The 15820-nt window shown below is 64.4% G+C and carries 16 protein-coding genes; 4 read left to right on the top strand and 12 right to left on the bottom strand.

From position 1 onward, the window contains the following. Positions 1–260: 260 nt before the first annotated feature. From Q0897_RS09275 to Q0897_RS09245, 6 genes are all read right to left on the bottom strand, one after another. Entirely contained in the window at positions 261–1178 is a 918-nt protein-coding gene (locus Q0897_RS09275; RefSeq protein WP_299309054.1) for a LysR family transcriptional regulator, read from the bottom strand. 573 nt (positions 1179–1751) lie between these two features. Next, a complete protein-coding gene (locus Q0897_RS09265) occupies positions 1752–3164 on the bottom strand; it encodes an aromatic ring-hydroxylating dioxygenase subunit alpha (RefSeq protein ID WP_299309053.1) in 1413 nt (470 codons plus the stop codon). A gap of 23 nt (positions 3165–3187) precedes the next feature. Further along, positions 3188–4015, bottom strand: coding sequence for an SDR family oxidoreductase (locus Q0897_RS09260; protein ID WP_299309052.1), 828 nt, complete (start codon positions 4013–4015; stop codon positions 3188–3190). Positions 4016–4058: 43 nt separating this feature from the next. Next, positions 4059–4553, bottom strand: a complete 495-nt coding sequence (locus Q0897_RS09255) for a VOC family protein (protein ID WP_299309051.1) — start codon at positions 4551–4553, stop codon at positions 4059–4061. Continuing rightward, complete coding sequence (locus Q0897_RS09250) at positions 4550–5926, bottom strand: aromatic ring-hydroxylating dioxygenase subunit alpha (RefSeq protein WP_299309050.1); 1377 nt, start codon at positions 5924–5926, stop codon at positions 4550–4552. The genes Q0897_RS09255 and Q0897_RS09250 overlap by 4 nt, the downstream gene beginning before the upstream one ends. A 200-nt stretch (positions 5927–6126) precedes the next feature. Further along, positions 6127–6837, bottom strand: a complete 711-nt coding sequence (locus tag Q0897_RS09245) for a TetR/AcrR family transcriptional regulator (RefSeq protein WP_299309049.1) — start codon at positions 6835–6837, stop codon at positions 6127–6129. Between the two features lie 87 nt (positions 6838–6924). Here Q0897_RS09245 and Q0897_RS09240 point away from each other — a divergent pair, with 87 nt between their 5' ends. The 3 genes from Q0897_RS09240 (at position 6925) to Q0897_RS09230 (ending at position 9434) form a co-directional block, all read left to right on the top strand. Then, positions 6925–7797 (top strand): SMP-30/gluconolactonase/LRE family protein, encoded by an 873-nt coding sequence (locus Q0897_RS09240; protein WP_299309048.1) that lies wholly within the window; start codon positions 6925–6927, stop codon positions 7795–7797. Then, on the top strand, positions 7794–8585 hold the full coding sequence (locus tag Q0897_RS09235; RefSeq protein ID WP_299309047.1) for an enoyl-CoA hydratase-related protein: 792 nt from the start codon (positions 7794–7796) through the stop codon (positions 8583–8585). Before Q0897_RS09240 ends, Q0897_RS09235 begins: the two co-directional genes overlap by 4 nt. Positions 8586–8792: 207 nt before the next feature. Then, on the top strand, positions 8793–9434 hold the full coding sequence (locus Q0897_RS09230; RefSeq protein ID WP_299309046.1) for an exopolysaccharide biosynthesis protein: 642 nt from the start codon (positions 8793–8795) through the stop codon (positions 9432–9434). A 3-nt stretch (positions 9435–9437) separates the two neighbouring features. Here the strand turns inward: Q0897_RS09230 and Q0897_RS09225 are convergent, their stop codons facing one another. Genes Q0897_RS09225 through Q0897_RS09210 form a run of 4 tightly spaced genes read right to left on the bottom strand, consistent with a single transcriptional unit; the run spans position 9438 to position 13718 of the window. After that, positions 9438–9716 (bottom strand): hypothetical protein, encoded by a 279-nt coding sequence (locus Q0897_RS09225; RefSeq protein WP_299309045.1) that lies wholly within the window; start codon positions 9714–9716, stop codon positions 9438–9440. Between the two features lie 3 nt (positions 9717–9719). After that, positions 9720–12308, bottom strand: coding sequence for a cbb3-type cytochrome c oxidase subunit I (locus Q0897_RS09220; protein ID WP_299309044.1), 2589 nt, complete (start codon positions 12306–12308; stop codon positions 9720–9722). After that, complete coding sequence (locus Q0897_RS09215) at positions 12305–13342, bottom strand: c-type cytochrome (protein WP_299309043.1); 1038 nt, start codon at positions 13340–13342, stop codon at positions 12305–12307. The genes Q0897_RS09220 and Q0897_RS09215 overlap by 4 nt, the downstream gene beginning before the upstream one ends. After that, positions 13335–13718: a c-type cytochrome gene (locus Q0897_RS09210; RefSeq protein WP_299309042.1), complete on the bottom strand. Its 384-nt coding sequence runs from the start codon at positions 13716–13718 to the stop codon at positions 13335–13337. The genes Q0897_RS09215 and Q0897_RS09210 overlap by 8 nt, the downstream gene beginning before the upstream one ends. A gap of 57 nt (positions 13719–13775) precedes the next feature. Here Q0897_RS09210 and Q0897_RS09205 point away from each other — a divergent pair, with 57 nt between their 5' ends. After that, on the top strand, positions 13776–14465 hold the full coding sequence (locus Q0897_RS09205; protein ID WP_299309041.1) for a c-type cytochrome: 690 nt from the start codon (positions 13776–13778) through the stop codon (positions 14463–14465). On the opposite strand, the gene Q0897_RS09200 is transcribed toward Q0897_RS09205, so the two are convergent. Then, the gene (locus Q0897_RS09200; RefSeq protein ID WP_299309040.1) at positions 14362–15042 is read right to left on the bottom strand and encodes a cytochrome b/b6 domain-containing protein; all 681 of its coding nucleotides are present in this window, start codon (positions 15040–15042) and stop codon (positions 14362–14364) included. The two genes, Q0897_RS09205 and Q0897_RS09200, sit on opposite strands and share 104 nt — an antisense overlap. After that, positions 15039–15767, bottom strand: coding sequence for a cytochrome c oxidase assembly protein (locus Q0897_RS09195; protein WP_299309039.1), 729 nt, complete (start codon positions 15765–15767; stop codon positions 15039–15041). The genes Q0897_RS09200 and Q0897_RS09195 overlap by 4 nt, the downstream gene beginning before the upstream one ends. Positions 15768–15820: the final 53 nt, after the last annotated feature.

Raw genomic sequence — 15820 nt, 5'->3', positions numbered from 1 at the left:
GCTATGGTCGATGCAGGCGCCCTCCTCGCGATCGGCACGACAGCCCCATTGGCGGCCCTGTCCGCCCTTCGCACCACGAACATTCGGGTCAGGGTGACGAACCACACGCTCGCCTTGATGTCCGAACGCGCCGGGCGGCATCGCACCGCCTTTCGGGCCGATGGGGGAGCACGTCGTCCGTCCGCTCGATGAACGGCTGGCGATCGCGTCGATCCCAGAAGGGCGAATTCACCGCCGTTGCGCCGCGCGCCTCGGATTCCTCAGGCCGAAGGCGGGGTGCGGCGGGATGCCATCTCGTAGATCTTGCCTCTCAGCCAGCTCAACCCCGGATCGCCCTTTCGCGTCGCATGAAACTGCATCATCTCGCGCATCGGCGGGATCGGGAACGGCACCGGCAGGATTTTCAGGGGAAGGCGCTTCGCCATATCATGCGCGAGCCTTTCATGCATCACGCACAGCCGCTGCGTTCCCGGCACGAGGAACGGCGCCTGGATGAAGGACGGCACCCGCACCTCGATCCGCCGTTCGACCGCGTTCTGCATCAGCCATGCGTCGGCAAAGGTCTGCTTGCGCGCGACGCTCACCCCGACATGGCCGGAATCGAGGAAGGTCGCCCGGCTCAACCCTCCGGCAACGCGCGGATTTTCGGGGCAGGCGACGGTCACGTGCCGTTCCGCGAACACGAGTTCATGCGGATGATCGGGATGGAGGAAGATTTCGGGCGTGAACATGAGGTCGAGATCGCCATTGCCCAGCGCTACCTGCGATTCCGGGCCGGGCAGTTCGAAGGTGAAGCTGGCCAATGGCGCGTCCTGTTCCAGCGTGTCGAGCAGCGGGGCCAGAAGGACCGTCGTGATGTAATCGGAGGCGGCGATGCGGAAGCGCCGCTCCGACCGGCGGGGATCGAAACTGCCCTGCCGCGTGATGAGCGCGCGAAGCTCCGAAATCTTGTCCGCAATCTCACCCTGCATGGTCAGCGCGAAAGGCGTCGGTATCATCCGCTTGCCATGCTGCGCCAGGATATCGTCCTGAAAACTTTCGCGCAGCCGCTTGAGAGACGCGCTCATCGCGGATTGGGTGACGTGGAGGCGATGGGCCGCGCGGGTGACGTTCTGCTCCTGCATCAACACGTCGAACGCCACGAGCAGGTTGAGATCGAAATTGTCGAGCCGCATCATTCATCGATACCATTGATGATAGATTAGCAAAAGATACGACGAGACCGGTATCGCAAAAGCCATGCGCGAAACGCTGACCGGGACCGCGCCGCAGATCCGCGAACTGGCTAGGGGCATCACCGATGACGAGAGCGTGGTCTATCGCTCGAAACGATGATGCTCGACGGCCCGTGGACCAGCGGGCGCGGTGTCCTGCTCGGCGATGCGGTGCATGCGACCACGCCTCACCTTGGACAGGGGCCGGCATGGCGATCGAGGACAGCATCGTGATGGCCGGGGAACAGGCCCGGGCCAACACGCCCGAAGACGCCTTTGCCGCCTGTCGCGAACGCCGTTTCGAACACTGCCGCTATATCGTCGAAAACTCGCGGGCCATTTGCCCCGGTTCGACCGACCCTTCTTCCGGCCGGCATAGCTTCTCGGGCCGATTGCGCATCCATGCGTTCATCAGCTCCGATCAAAGCCAACCGCTGAAAGGTGCGCGGTCCCTTCACCCCCTGTCGGGACTGCAAGCTTTCAGCCTTCGATTTGTGGCCGATAGCGCCGCGAGGCCGGATTTGCGTCCCGGGCCTCTTATCCGTCGTCGCTCTCGCGATCGAGATATTGCGTCAGCGTATCCTGAAAATGACGGATACGGATTTCCTGATAATTGCCCAGCTGCGCTTCCCCGTTTTTCGAACAATGCAGCCCTTCCTGCACATAGGGAAGATTTTCCATGTCCTGTTCGAAAACATCGGCCAGCACGCCGAGTTCGGGCGCTTCTGTCCATTTCTGGTCGAGGGTGAGGAATTTGAGCGGCGCGCCATGCGGCATGGGCTCGCCCCGCTTTACCCGCGAGAGGATCCGCACCTCCATCACGCAGGTGTCGGGCGTCCGTCCCGGCAACCAGCGATAGACGATGTTCGGCATGAAGCCGGCCCACGGCGCGAAATTCGGAAAGACGTTATACACCAGCCCATCGAGCAATTCCGCATCGGTCGCATCCTCGTGATCATAGCCGGTCTGCTCGGTATAAAGCTTGCGCATCTGCGCGCCCAGTGCTTCGCGGGCGGTCATGCCGTCGGGAACGGCAATGGCCATGGGGTCGGCATTCTGTTCGTAATTGTCGGCACTGCGCCCGTTGAATTTCACGAATTCGTCGACGATCCACTGCTGCCCCTTACCCTCGGTAACATGGGGGCTGGTCACGCCGAAGGGGGTGAAGTTCGCATTCACATTGTCGCCCCAGGTCCAGTATGCCGCGTTGCAATCGCCGGTGAAGGGCAGGAGTTGCGGATGGGTGACGACCGTGTGCCACGCCTCCATGAACGCCTCCATCGTCACTTTCCAGTTTGCGGCGACTTCCTTGGCGACGCGCATGACCGTCACGCATTCCTCGTGCCGCCAGCGTTTGAAATGTTCGGGAAGCGGCGCGAGATACTCCTCCAGGCTGGGGCCGCCCTTCTCCTCCCGCACGAAGATATAGCCGCCCCATCGCCCGACCTCGGCGTCGGGCAGGTCCATGTCCTTTTGGGCCAGGTGACGAAAATCCCACTGACACGGCGCGTGATCGAACGACCCGTTCTTGTTCCACGTGAAACCGTGGAAAGGGCAGGTAAATCGGTCGGTATTGCCGTCCTCGGTGCGCAGCTTGCGTCCGCGATGGAGGCAGACATTGTGCATTGCCCGCACCGAACCGTCCTCCTGCCGCGAAACGAGAAAGGAGCGGCCCGCATTTTCATAGACGATGAAATCGCCCGGTTCGGGCAAGTCTTCCTCGCGCGCGGCGAATTGCCAGACATGCGGCCACATTTTCTCCCGCTCGGCCTGCGCGAATGCCTCGCTCGTGTAGCGTTCGGCGGGAATGGGCTCCGACCCGCGATAGGTATAGCTCGGCTCCGTCAGCGCGGCCGGCGGGGTGCGCGAATCCTTCTCCATCAGCTCGGACCAGCTGATGCCCTCGCTGCGATCCTCGCCCCATTCGGCGTCGGTTGCGGTCCTGTCCATCGCGATAGCCTTTCCGATAACGATCAGTATTTGACGTTGCGGGTAAAACCGCCGTCGACGGTGAGGTTCACGCCGGTGATCCACGACGCCCGCGCCGACGCGAGATAGAGCACCGCATCGGCGATCTCCTCCGGCCTGCCGAAACGACCGGCGGGATGCCTGTCCCTGTTGGCGGCGAAATAATCCGGCATCTCCTTTTCGAGATAGCCCCAGCTGCCGTCGGCGATATAGACCGGCCCAGGCCCGACACAGTTGCAGCGAATGCCGTCCTTCATGTAATCCATGGCCAGCTGATGGGTGTAATTGATGAGCGCGGCCTTCATCGCGCCATAGCTCAAACCCGATTCGCCGAACGCGTGGTTCTCGATTGCCGTGATCGTCGACATCTGGACAAAGGCCGCCGCGTCCGATGCCTTGAGATAGGGAAGCGCTGTATCGAACATCGCGACCGCCGACATCAGATCGACATTGTAATTGATGTCCCACCCCTTGCGACTGCGCGGCGTTCCGCCAAGAGCGCTCGCATTGGAGACGACAATATCGATACCGCCCATGTCCGCGGCGGCCTTTTCGACCCATCGCTCCACCTGTTCGGGATAGCCGCAATCGACGACCGAACCAAAAACCGTGCCGCGTTTTTCGAGAGCGGCGACCGCCTCTTCGACGCCATCGCCGGTCAACGGATTGGCAAAAACGCTCTCGTCGCTCGGATTGCCTTGCTTGCCCTGCGCGCGCCGGCCGCAGAAGGATACGATCGCCCCTTCGTCGAGGAAGCTCTCCACGATGCTCCGGCCGATGCCGCGCGTCGCGGCGCTGATAACCACTTTCCTGCCGTTGAGTTCGAGATCCATCGGCTTGCTCTCCCCTTGTGTTTTCGCGTGGCGCCCCGCGGCGTCAGTTCGGCTTGATCATGTCGTTTTCATGGATTTCGAGGATCTCGAACACATTGCCGAAATAATCGCGCCCATAGGTCGCCGCGAAACCGGTCTTGCGCCCATCCTCGTCGGTGGTGATCGTGCTGAGATCGGGCGGGGTGTGGAAGGTCAGGCCCGCGTCGATCATGCGCTCGTAGGTGGCCTGAATATCGTCGACCTCGAACCCGACATGGGTGTAGCCGAAATGGTTGACGGGGCGGTCCGGGTCCGCGTCCGGTGCGCGCGGGCTGCTATATTCGAAACATTCGACCTGCACGTTCTTCAGCCGCGCGATGAAGGTTTTCGCCGCCGAATCCCGCAAGCCGACGATCGCGTCGATCATCGCATCGCCCGGCTCCCATTCGGCGGCGCTGATTTCCTCAGCGCCGAGCAGGTCGATGAAGAAACGCCGCGCGGTATCGAGGTCGGGCACGCTCATGCCGACGTGGTGGACCCCCCTGATCGGGGCGCTCATGCCGAAGCGTCCTGCATGTATTCGCCCAGCGTCTTGTGGAAATGCCGGATCCGCGATTCCTGATAGGAGGAAAGCGTCTGCGCACCCTTGCCGCTGGTGTACATGCCCTCGCGCTGCGCCCGCATGATATCGGTATCCTGGTCGAGCACGCTGGCGAGGAAAGGGTCCATGCTTTCGAGGCTGGCAAAGGCCTCGTCCTCGCCGAGTTCCTCGACTTCGGCGACTTCGTACTTGCCGTCGCGCGGCTTGGGATGGAGCACGTACTGATCGAAGATCGAATGGTCGCGGTCATGCCCGTCGGGCCGGAATTGCTGCACTAGGCACAGACCGGGCGCAGGGTAGATCATGACATTGGGAAAGACGTGATATTTGATGGAATCGATCATCTCCGGCACCGAATGGCCGGAGTAATCGAGGTCGAATTCGCTTTTCATCCGCTCGCGAAGCTGCTGCGCCATGACCCACCGGGCGGTCTTTCCCTCCGGCACCTTCGCGCGTGCGCCGATCATCTTGCCGTCACCGACGAGCATCATGTCGAGCAACTCCTGCTCGCTCATGCTTTTCTGCGCGGTGGGGCTGGCCGTTGCCATGGCGCACAGGTCGCGGCTGACATGGCGGGAGAATATGTCGTGCTGCATGTTATGGTCGCCCACCACGTTCGTCATCTCGGGATGGACGAAGGGCGTGTGATAGGCTTCCATGAAAGCCTCCATCGACAGCTTCCAGTTCCCCGGCAGATGTTTGCGCACATGGGTGGCGACATACCATCCGCGCAGGTCCCAGTTGCGGAAATGGTCGGGCAGGACTTCGAGATAAGCGACCAGTGGCGGCGCGTCCGCGTCGAAGTTCACGAACACCATCCCGTTCCAGCTTTCGACCTGAACGCTGGTCAGGCCGGCCTTGTCCCGCTCCACCTGCGGAAATTCGAAATCGCAGGGGATGTTCTTCAGCGACCCGTCGAGATTCCAGCTCCAGTTGTGAAAGGGGCAGGTAATGTCGGGCGACCAACCGCACGAACCCGAAGGCTTCAGCTTCGTCCCCCGGTGCAGGCAGGAATTGTAGAACGCCTTCAACCCGGTGTCGGTCTTCACGATGACGGCGGACAGGCGGCCGATGTCGTAAACGAAGAAATCGCCCGGCTCTTCCAGATATTCGTCGCGGCAGGCGAACTGCCACACGCGTTTCCAGACATGCTCGAACTCGGCCTCGAAGAAATCCTGCCCGATATAGCGTTCGAACGGAATGTCGGAGAGATCCTGCGCAGGATTGCTCTGCTGCGCGAGGACGGGCGGCAGGCGGCCATCACGCTCCGCGACATCGGCCCAGGTGTTGCCCGGATAGTTTTCGCGCATGAGCGCCTGCACATCGGTCATTGACTATATCCTCTCACCTGAGTCACATATTACGTGAATATGATTTCATGTTCATTTTCTTTGAGGATGATGCAACGTCCGCCATGGGTCAAGATGGTAAATCGAGCGCAGGCAGGGCCGGTCGGAACCGTCCCACAGGCTTCGGGCCGTTCGCTTTCGCGCGGCCTGTTCCCGGGCGGTCCTGTGGTAACGGGGGTGCTTTACTCGGGAATGCGGAGGTAGCGCAGCGCCATCAGCAACGCCTGGCGCGCGAACTCGATGTCCGTCACGCGCAGCCCCTTCCCCAGCTCGCCGCCTGCGGGAAGCTCGGACCAGACCACCGCCCCGCGAATGATCGAATGGGCATAGTGAACCTCCCGGCGCAGCTGTGCCGGATCCCTTTCCGGCATTTTTTCCACCAGCCGGTCCGCGATCAGCGTCGCGACGATCTCATTGGCGGCGCTCTGGTCCTGATGGGTGGCGGAATCCTCGAGCCGGCGCCGCTCGATCAGCCGCAGCAGGCCCGAATCGAGCGTGAACGCACTGAACACGATATCGAGATGCAGCGATACAAGCGCGCGCGGGCTCGCCGCCATGGCCGCATCCGAGGTGCAAAGCGCGCGGATCTCCTGCATCCGGCAACGCCGATACCCATCGACGATCGCGGCGAGCAGCGCATCCTTGTCGGCGAAATGCTTGTACACCGTGCCGACCGGAACCTCCGCCTCGGCCGCGACGTCGGCGACGCGAGTCGCCTCGAACCCGCTTTCGGAAAACAGGCGGAGCGCCGCAACGATGATCCGGCCCAGCGCATCGCGGCTGCGTTGTTGACGCGGCCGTTCGAAAACGGCGCTGTCTTTCATCCAGCGGATGGGATCAGGCTCGAACGGAATGGCGCCAAAAGGGGCGTTCGGGTCGCGGAGAATAGGCACCCGGCCCGATTATCCGCGATGCCGGTGTTTTACCAGCACGCAGAACCGTTGGCGCCCAAAGCAGTTACGAAAACAAGAAACACGAGGATGGAGAAGGATGTGCACGAAACGCTTGTCGAGGGTTACGAGTTTGTCGAGGCGCCGCGCGTCTCTGCCGAAGGCGATGTCTGGTTCAGCGATCTCACCGGCGGCGGCATCTATCGCAAGCGGCCCGGGCAACCGGTGGAAACCATGCTCGCCGACCGCCTATGGGTGGGCGGCATGCTGTTCGATTCGTCGGGCAAGCTCTTGTGCAGCGGGCGCGGCGGGATCGTCGCTCTCGACCCCGTATCGGGCGCCGTGACGAAGGTGCTCGACCGGCTGGAGGGCAGGGACATCGTCGCTGTCAACGACATGGAAGGCGACGGCAGAGGCGGTTTCTTTGCAGGGACCATCGATTTCGAGGCGATTCTTCTCCGCGGAGAGGAGCCCGAACCGGGGCAGTTCTTTCACATGAGCGCGGCCGGCGAGGTCACCATATTACGCCGCGACGTGTTCGCCTCCAACGGTATCGCGCTCAGCGCGTGCGGGCGCTGGCTCTATCATTCGGAAACAAGCAAGGGCATCTGGCGCTACCCGATGGGCGAGGATGGCCTGCCGGGCGAAGGCACGCTGCTGGCTCCCTTCGCGGACAGCGACGGGCTCGCACTCGATACCGAGGGGTGCCTCTGGGTGGCCTGCTGGGAAAGCGGGACGCTGGTGCGCGTTTCGCCCGACGGGACGACCATGGACACGGTGCGCGCGGGCTTTCCCCACCTCGTCAGCGTCGCCTTCGCCGCCCACGATCCGACCCGGCTCTACGTGTCCACCGGCGGCAATGCGGACAATCCCGGAAAGGGCGGCATCATCACGGTTCCTTCCGATGTCGCAGGGCTGTGCAGCGCGCCGACATCGCTCCGCATGCTGGAGACTGCATCATGATCGCGTGCGACATGCTCGATTCCGGCATCGCCCGCATCACGCTCGACCGGGCCGATGCGGCCAATGCCCTGACCCTCCCCCTCGTTGCGCAGCTTCGCGGCACAATCGCCGAATTGCAGGACGATCCCGATGTGCGCCTGCTGATCCTGACGGCTCGCGGCGGGGTTTTCTGTGCCGGGCTGGATCTCAAGGAGATTGTGGGCGACGGCGAAGAGGCCCCCGATAATTTCGCCAATATCGACCTTCAGGAACGATTTGCCGCGTTGATGTGCGAGATTTCGGAATCGCGCTTTCCGGTCATTGCCGCGCTCAACGGGCCGGCGGTGGGCGCAGGGATGGGGATGGCGCTGGCGGCCGATATCCGCATCGCCGCCACGACGGCCAGATTCCTGATCGGCGCGGTAAAGATCGGGCTGAGCGCGGGGGAATGCGGGATCAGCTATCACCTGCCGCGCATCGTCGGGGCCGGGCGCGCCTTTGAAATGATGCTCACCGGGCGCGCCGTCGATGCCGAGGAGGCGCATCGCACCGGCCTCGTCACCACATTGTGCGAACCGGACATGTTGCAGGACGAGGCGCTCACCCTCGCCCGGCAGATCACCGCCAACAGCCCCTATGCGGTCAAACACACGAAACAGGTCATGCGAAGCAATCTGGAGGCGCCCAGCCTGCGTGCCGCGATCGCACTGGAAAACCATGTGCAGTGTCTCGCGCTGGGAACCGCGGATTTCAGGGAAGGATGCGAAGCCTTCGCGCAAAAGCGTCCGCCCGATTTTCGCGGGCACTGACGCCGTGCAAAAATCCGCCTTCCCGTCCCCGTCCGGCGCCTGCCAGGGGCGACGCGCGCCGGGCGGTTTGGAAACCGCAAGCGCCTGTGTTCATTACCTCCTGCGAGGACACGCGGAGACACGCCCCCGTTCGCATGCCGATGTTATACGCGGCTGCTGCGAACGTCGCCGCTTGATGTCATTTAACGGGTTGAGGAGGACGGCGCGATGCGCACCGCGAATACAGGCGATCATACCGGCGACGAGATTCACTCGGTCGGCGAGATCCTCGACATGCTGCGTTCGCTCGCGGATCGGCAGGACAAGGTCTCCATCGGCGATGTACTCGATACCGTCGGGGACAGGTCCTATGGCCCGGCAATGATGCTGCCCGCGATGATCGAGATCAGCCCGGTCGGCGGTATTCCCGGCGTGCCGACCTTGCTTGCCACGATCGTCGCGCTGGTCGCCGCGCAATTGCTCATCGGCAAGGAGCATCTCTGGCTTCCGCAACTCGTTCAGAAACGCGCGATTTCGGCCGGAAAGCTTCACAAGGCGGCGGACAAGCTGGGCGGGCTGGCGAACTGGCTGGACCGGTGGTTCCACGGGCGCCTGCCGCGTTTCGTGACCGGCATCTGGCCGCGCATTGCCGCCGCCATCGTGATTCTCCTGTGCCTGACCGTGCCGCCACTCGAATTCGTGCCGTTTGCCAGCACCGCGCCGATGGCCGCCATCATCGCCTTCGGTCTTGCGCTGCTGGTTCGCGACGGGCTGCTCATGCTGATCGCGCTGGGTGTCGGCGTGGTGTCGATCGGCGCGGGGCTTGGCCTTGCGGGCAATAGCGGCCTTCTCGGCGGCAATTCGCAATAGCGCCTAGCCGAAGAGGGCCGGGAGCACGGTGAACACCACGCCCGTCGCCGCAATCGCGATGCCCAGCCGGGGCACGGAACGCATCGGCCCCGCCCCGGCCCGCCGCCAGAGCCATGCCATCGCGAAAAGCGCGGGCAGCGCGAGGCCGATCCCGACCACCCGCGCGGCGACCTGCCCTGGAAAAATGCTGCTGCCGGCCCAGGACAGCGAGAAATGCGCCGCCCACACGCCAAGCGCCAGCGCCGGGGTCAGCCAGTCGATATCGTTGCGATAATCTGCCACCCGTCAGCCCCCCGGAAACAGTCGCACGACAAGCGCGATGACAAGCCCCTGCACCGCGGCATAGCCGATGAAGCGCACCACGATGTCGAGCGTGACGCTCGACGGCGCGACGAGGAGCCCCCTGCCGCTGCGATAGCCGAGATAGAGCGCCATGATCGCCGCGATGCCAGCGCTGCAGGCCTGAAACGCGAGCAGGCCGAAGACCGTAGCCCCCTGACCGCTGGCCGAAGGGTCGAGCCCGGCGCCCCGCCACCCGGTCCAGTCCCACCACCCCGCAACGCACAGCAGCGCCGCCGCGATGACCGCCATGAGCCACGGCCCCTGCCCCGGAAATTCGCCGCGCGCCTTTGCCGCGAGGATCCGCCGCGACAGCCACGCCGCCGCAAACGCCGCGACAAGCAGGACCACGATCCCCGCCGTCTGCAACACATCCGGCGGCGCGATCCAGAATTCGGGATTGATGCCGAAGAGATAGAGATAGCTGAACAGCGCCATGAACACGATCATGCCCATGACCACCATGACCGTGTTGAGCGCCCACCACCCGTGCGAGGATGGCCCGGTGATCGCGATGGGCACGGTGATCCCGCCGCCGATATCGGCATGGTCCTGTTCGATCGGACGGTCCGTTTCCCACAGCCAGCGCAGGATGCAGGCAACGGCGAGCACGCCGCTCACCGCCGAAAACACATAGGCCTGCACGGTCAGCGCGAGGAAGAAGCCCGCGGTAAACACCGCCGATGCCACCGGCCATGCCGACGGGCCGGGCATGAGCTGAATATATTGCGGCTCCGCATTGATGGGCGAAGTAATGAGCGTTTCGCGCAGGCCCGTCGCGCTATTGGGCAGGAAATAGCGGCCCGCGGCGACATCATCGCCAAGCTCCGGATCGTCCCACATCGGCTCCCGGCTTTTCACCAGCGGGATCGAGCGGGTCGAATACATCCCCGTCGGCAACCATTCCAGCGTGCCGCCGCCATAGACATTGCCCGCATCCTCGTCCGTGGTGAACCGGAACCGGCGCACCAGGTCGTAGAGGAACAGGCACACCCCCGCCGCAAGGACGAACGCGCCGATGGTGGATACAAGGTTGAGCCATTCCAGCCCCCGCCCCGGCAGATAGGTATAGACGCGGCGCGGCATCCCCATGAACCCGGTGAGATGCATCGGCAGAAACGTGATGTGCAGCCCGGTGAACATCAGCCAGAACACCCATTTCCCGCGCCGTTCCGACAACGCGTTCTTCGACGTCATCCCGTTCCAGTAATAGAACGCGGCGAACATGGGAAAAACCATCCCGCCCAGCAGCACGTAATGCAGATGCGCGACGATGAAATAGCTGTCGTGCGCCTGCCAGTCGAACGGGACCATGCCGACCATCACGCCGGTAAGCCCGCCCATCACGAACACGACGATGCTGCCCACCACGAACAGCGCGGGCGTCGACCACCGGATGCGCCCCGCCGCCAGCGTCGCGATCCAGCAGAACACCTGTATCCCGGCGGGCAGGCTGACCGCCATGCTGGCCGCGCTGAAATATCCCGTCGATACGCGCGGCATGCCGGTCGCGAACATGTGATGCGCCCACACGCCAAAGCTGATGAACCCCGTCGCCACCAGCGCCAGCACGTTGAGCCGGTACCCCACCAATGGCGTGCGCGCGACGGTGGCAACCATCATGCTCATCAACCCGGCGGCGGGCAGGAAGATGATATAGACCTCCGGATGGCCGAAGAACCAGAACAGGTGTTGCCACAAGAGCGGATCGCCGCCGCGCGTCGGATCGAAGAAAGGCCAGTTGAAAGCCCGTTCGAGTTCGAGCAGCAAGGTACCGAGAATGACGCTGGGAAAGGCGACGACGATCATCACCGCGAACACCAGCATCGCCCAGGCGAACATCGGCATCCGGTCGAGCGTCATCCCCGGCGCACGGGTGCGAAGCACGCCAACGATGATCTCGATCGCGCCGGCAATCGCGCTGATCTCGATGAAGCCGATGCCCAGCAACCAGAAATCGGTGTTGATTTCCGGGCTGTAGGCGATGGAGGTGAGCGGCGGATACATGAACCACCCGCCATCGGGCGCAAGGCCGACGAAAATGCTCGCGAAGAAGCACAGCCCGCCCACGCAATACGCCCAGAACGCATAGGCCGACAATCGCGGAAACGGCAGGTCGCGCGCGGCCAGCATCTGCGGCAGCAGCATCACGCCGATCGCCTCCACCATGGGCACGGCGAACAGGAACATCATCACCGTGCCATGCATGGTGAAGAACTGGTTATAGGTGTCCTGCGGCAGTAAATCCTGCATCGGCGCGGCCAGCTGTATCCGCATGCCCAGCGCGAGCACGCCGGCCAGGAGGAAGAACAGGAACGCCGTCGCGACGTAGAAGAAACCGATGTAATTGTTGTTGACGACGGTCAGCAGGCCCCAGCCCCTGGGGTTGTCCCAGATCTTCTCCAGCTCTTCGACCTCGCCATCGGGGCGCGGCTCCTGCGTCGGGAAGCGGGCGTAGAGCGCGTGATCGAAGCCTGTTTCGGACCTGCGCCCGGCCATCACGTCGCGGGTGCCCGGCCGCGGTGCATCGCTCATCGCTGCTGTTCCAGCCAGATGGCGATGGCGGTCAGTTCATCGGCGGAGAGCATGTCGTAACTCGGCATGCGATTGCCCGGCTTGATCGATTGGCTGTCCCCGATCCACCCGATCATGGTGCCGCGATTGTTCGGCAATATCCCCGCGCCCAGCGTCAGCCTGCTCCCCACATGGGTGAGATCCGGGCCGGCGATGCCGTTCGCCTCGGTCCCCGCGACCCGGTGGCACGCCGCGCACCCGCTTTCCATGAACAGCGTGCGCCCGTTCGCCGCGATCGCCGCGTCATCTGCGGCATCGGCGGCCGCGGCGGGGCGGAGGGCGGGCACCGTGCCCGGCACGTCCTGCTCCGCGATGGCGGGCGGCGTCATGCTCCGCCCCGCCAGCCACGCGGCCCAGTCCGCCTGTTCATGCGCCACCGCGACAAAACCCATCAACGCATGCGGGCCGCCGCAATATTCGGCGCAGACCCCGCCGAAACGGCCCGGACGATCCGCCTCGATCACCAATTCGTTGGTGCGGCCGGGAATCATGTCCTCCTTGCCCGACAGGTTCGGCACCCAGAAGCTGTGGATCACGTCCTCGCTTTGAAGCTCCACCACGACCGGCTGCCCGACCGGGATATGCAGCTCGTTCGCGTCGCGCATGATCACATCGCCATCGGGGCCGAGATATTCGACGTCGAACCACCACATGTAGCCGGTGACCCGCACCCGCATGGCCCCATCCGGCATCGGCTGCGTGAGCGAGGACGTCAGCCACAACCCCCACACCAGCAGGCAGGTCAGCACCACGCCGGGAAATGCGACCCCGCCGATCCACACCAGCCTTTCGCCGCCGAGCTTCGCCTTCCACCGCGCGGGGCCGCGGATCGCGACGTAAAGCGCGACGACCACGATGCCGGTGACGATCACCCCCATCGCGAACAGCGCCCACGCCAGCACGACCACATTGTCCGCATATGGCCCGGCGGGGTCGAGAACCGGCGGCGGCCAGCCCCACCAGGCATCGAAGACATCTGTCGTGCTGCTATTCATCGTCGAGACCATAAAGATATGCCGCCACATCGCGAGACTCTTCTTCGCTCAACGGCATGGCGGGCATGGTGGAGCCGGGCTTTACCCGCGGCGCATTGCGCACGAAGGCGGCGAGATTGGCCGGCGTGTTGGGAAGCGCACCGGCAATGAGGCCGATGTCGCGAAATCCGTCGAGCGAGGGACCGGTGCGCCCCCTGGGCCAGCCGATGCCGGGAATGGCATGACACGCGCCGCAGCCGACCCGTTCGATCGCGGCGCGCCCGCGCGCGGCGGCGGCCTCGTCGGGGACGTAGCGCGGGCCGGGCGGCTGCTTGCACCCGGCAAGACAGGCACACAGCATGACGGACAGGGCCATGGACGAAAACGCGCGTGTCACGATATTACCCCCAAGGCTTCGGGAACCGTCGCGTTTGCACGGCGGTTCCCATGGACGATGCACAAATGGCCCGCCCTGCTCGCTGTCCTGCCGATGGTGGCATCCCTTGTCGCGTGCGGCAAGGACATGCCGGCGACGAGCGCGTTTGAAACCACGGGGGAAATCATCGCGTTGAGCGGGGGCGACGCCGGTGCGCGCGGGGCCTGCGCGACGTGTCATGGGCTGAACGGCGAAGGCGACGGGAATCTCGTGCCGCGGCTCGCCGGGCTGGATCCCGGCTATCAGCTGCGGCAACTCGAATATTTCGCGCAAGGGCAGCGGCGCCACCCGCAGATGGTGTGGATCGCGGATCAGCTCGATTGGCCGGCGCGGGAAAAGGTCGCGAATTACTATGCCGCCCTCCCCGTGCCCGACGCGGCGGGTGAGGATCTGGCGGCGGGCGATTGCGCCGCGGCGACGCTGTATCAACGCGGCGATCCGGCGCGCGGACTGCCGGCCTGTGCGACGTGCCACGGCGCGGATGGTGCGGGCGTGGGCGCCGGCAATCCCCCGCTCGCCCATCAGCCTGCCCCCTATGTCGAGGCGCAGCTGCACCAATGGGCGAACGGCGAACGTTATGGCGCGAGCGACGCGATGACAGCGGTCAGCCGTCTTCTGACGGAGCGGGAGATGGCGCATCTCGCCGGCTATAGTTCGGGCCTGCCGGGTGCCAGTGGGTATCGGGCACCTCCGGCATCATGCCCTTGAGCACGTCGTCCCGGTCCCAGTAATGATGCTTGATCGCCGCAAGCGCATGCGCGGGGATCAGCAGGGACAGCACCACGACGCAGGCGACATGAACATCCTGCGCGAAATCGAGGATGAAGAATTGCCACGCCGGCGACATGTCCTGAAACGGCATGGGTGGAACCGGCACGATCCCTGCCAGCCGGAGCGGGCGCGCCGGCTGAATCGCGGACCACATCGCCCATCCCGACACCGGCAACAGCACGAAAAACAGGTAGAACACCGCGTGGATCGCATGCGCCACGGTCGTCTTCCATCCCATCCGGTCCGCATCGTTGATCGGCCCCGGCACGATCAGCCGCCACAGCAGCCGCAGCGCACCCAGCGCCAGCAGCGTCAGCCCGATGGCGGAATGGCGTTCATAGGCGTCGAGCTTTGCCGCCCCGACAAGATAGCGCTGCATCCACCAGCCGGTCGCGAGCTGCCATGTGACCACCGCCGCCATGGTCCAGTGAAACGCGACCCCTACCGGCGTATACCGGCCCCGCTCGCGATAGGAGAGCGACCATTCGCGCCATTGCTGCACCCATGGTTTCATCGTGCATAGGCCGGCGGCAGGGCGCGATAGAGCATGACCAGCGCGATCAGCAGATAGGCCGCCGATGCCGGCGCCCACATGATGAGCCCGCCGATCTGCTGATCCTCCAGCGGGGTCCAGCCCCAGCCTTGCGTCGTGAAATAATGCGGGGCGTAGAATGCCCGACCCGCAAAGGTGAGCAACGCGCCGAGCGCACCCATCTGCACCATGGTGGCGAGCGTCGCGGCAATGGCACCGGGCGCCGGCGCCCGGCGCATCGCCGCCCACCAGAACGCCGCCGTCCCGGTCAGCGTGATCTGCATGATCCAGAACACCGCATCGTTCGACAACGCCGCGGCATAGACGGGCGGCGCATGCCAGAACCAGAACACGAGCGCCTGCACCCCCGTCATCACCGACAGCGAAACCCGCCCCGCATACCGCCCGAGGCCGAGCGACCGCGCCAGCAGCGGCGCCAGCACCAGCGCGAGCGCGACATGGTGGATCGCCCGCATGGTGAACAGGGCCGAGGCCAGCGCGCAAAGCGGGCTGATGAAAAGCACGCCCATGGTGCACGCAGCGGCAAGATGAAAGCGACGCTCCGCCGGGGCGTAGCGCCATCCCAGCATCAACGCCGCGAACAGCACGCACAGTAGAACCGGGTCCAGGTTCCACGCGCGCAGCAATCCCGCCGGGTCGGGCGCAGCGCCGCAATAGGGCGTCCAGATCGGCGGCGATGCATTCATGGACGCAAGGTCTATCGCAACTGTCGGGCCGTGTCACGATGGCGGGGAAGGCC

This window comes from uncultured Croceicoccus sp., assembly GCF_947496385.1.
Classification (GTDB): Bacteria; Pseudomonadota; Alphaproteobacteria; order Sphingomonadales; family Sphingomonadaceae; genus Croceicoccus.
The sequence above is the reverse complement of the archived record's forward strand: the minus strand, read 5'-3'. Positions and strand labels throughout refer to the sequence as shown.

Coding starts and splice junctions, on each gene's coding strand:
- Q0897_RS09240 (WP_299309048.1), top strand. CDS start 6,925: ATGGAGAAGGATGTGCACGAAACGCTTGTCGAGGGTTACGAGTTTGTC.
- Q0897_RS09215 (WP_299309043.1), bottom strand. CDS start 13,342: ATGAATAGCAGCACGACAGATGTCTTCGATGCCTGGTGGGGCTGGCCG.
- Q0897_RS09275 (WP_299309054.1), bottom strand. CDS start 1,178: ATGATGCGGCTCGACAATTTCGATCTCAACCTGCTCGTGGCGTTCGAC.
- Q0897_RS09255 (WP_299309051.1), bottom strand. CDS start 4,553: ATGAGCGCCCCGATCAGGGGGGTCCACCACGTCGGCATGAGCGTGCCC.
- Q0897_RS09250 (WP_299309050.1), bottom strand. CDS start 5,926: ATGACCGATGTGCAGGCGCTCATGCGCGAAAACTATCCGGGCAACACC.
- Q0897_RS09200 (WP_299309040.1), bottom strand. CDS start 15,042: ATGAAACCATGGGTGCAGCAATGGCGCGAATGGTCGCTCTCCTATCGC.
- Q0897_RS09260 (WP_299309052.1), bottom strand. CDS start 4,015: ATGGATCTCGAACTCAACGGCAGGAAAGTGGTTATCAGCGCCGCGACG.
- Q0897_RS09230 (WP_299309046.1), top strand. CDS start 8,793: ATGCGCACCGCGAATACAGGCGATCATACCGGCGACGAGATTCACTCG.
- Q0897_RS09195 (WP_299309039.1), bottom strand. CDS start 15,767: ATGAATGCATCGCCGCCGATCTGGACGCCCTATTGCGGCGCTGCGCCC.
- Q0897_RS09220 (WP_299309044.1), bottom strand. CDS start 12,308: ATGAGCGATGCACCGCGGCCGGGCACCCGCGACGTGATGGCCGGGCGC.
- Q0897_RS09205 (WP_299309041.1), top strand. CDS start 13,776: ATGCACAAATGGCCCGCCCTGCTCGCTGTCCTGCCGATGGTGGCATCC.
- Q0897_RS09265 (WP_299309053.1), bottom strand. CDS start 3,164: ATGGACAGGACCGCAACCGACGCCGAATGGGGCGAGGATCGCAGCGAG.
- Q0897_RS09235 (WP_299309047.1), top strand. CDS start 7,794: ATGATCGCGTGCGACATGCTCGATTCCGGCATCGCCCGCATCACGCTC.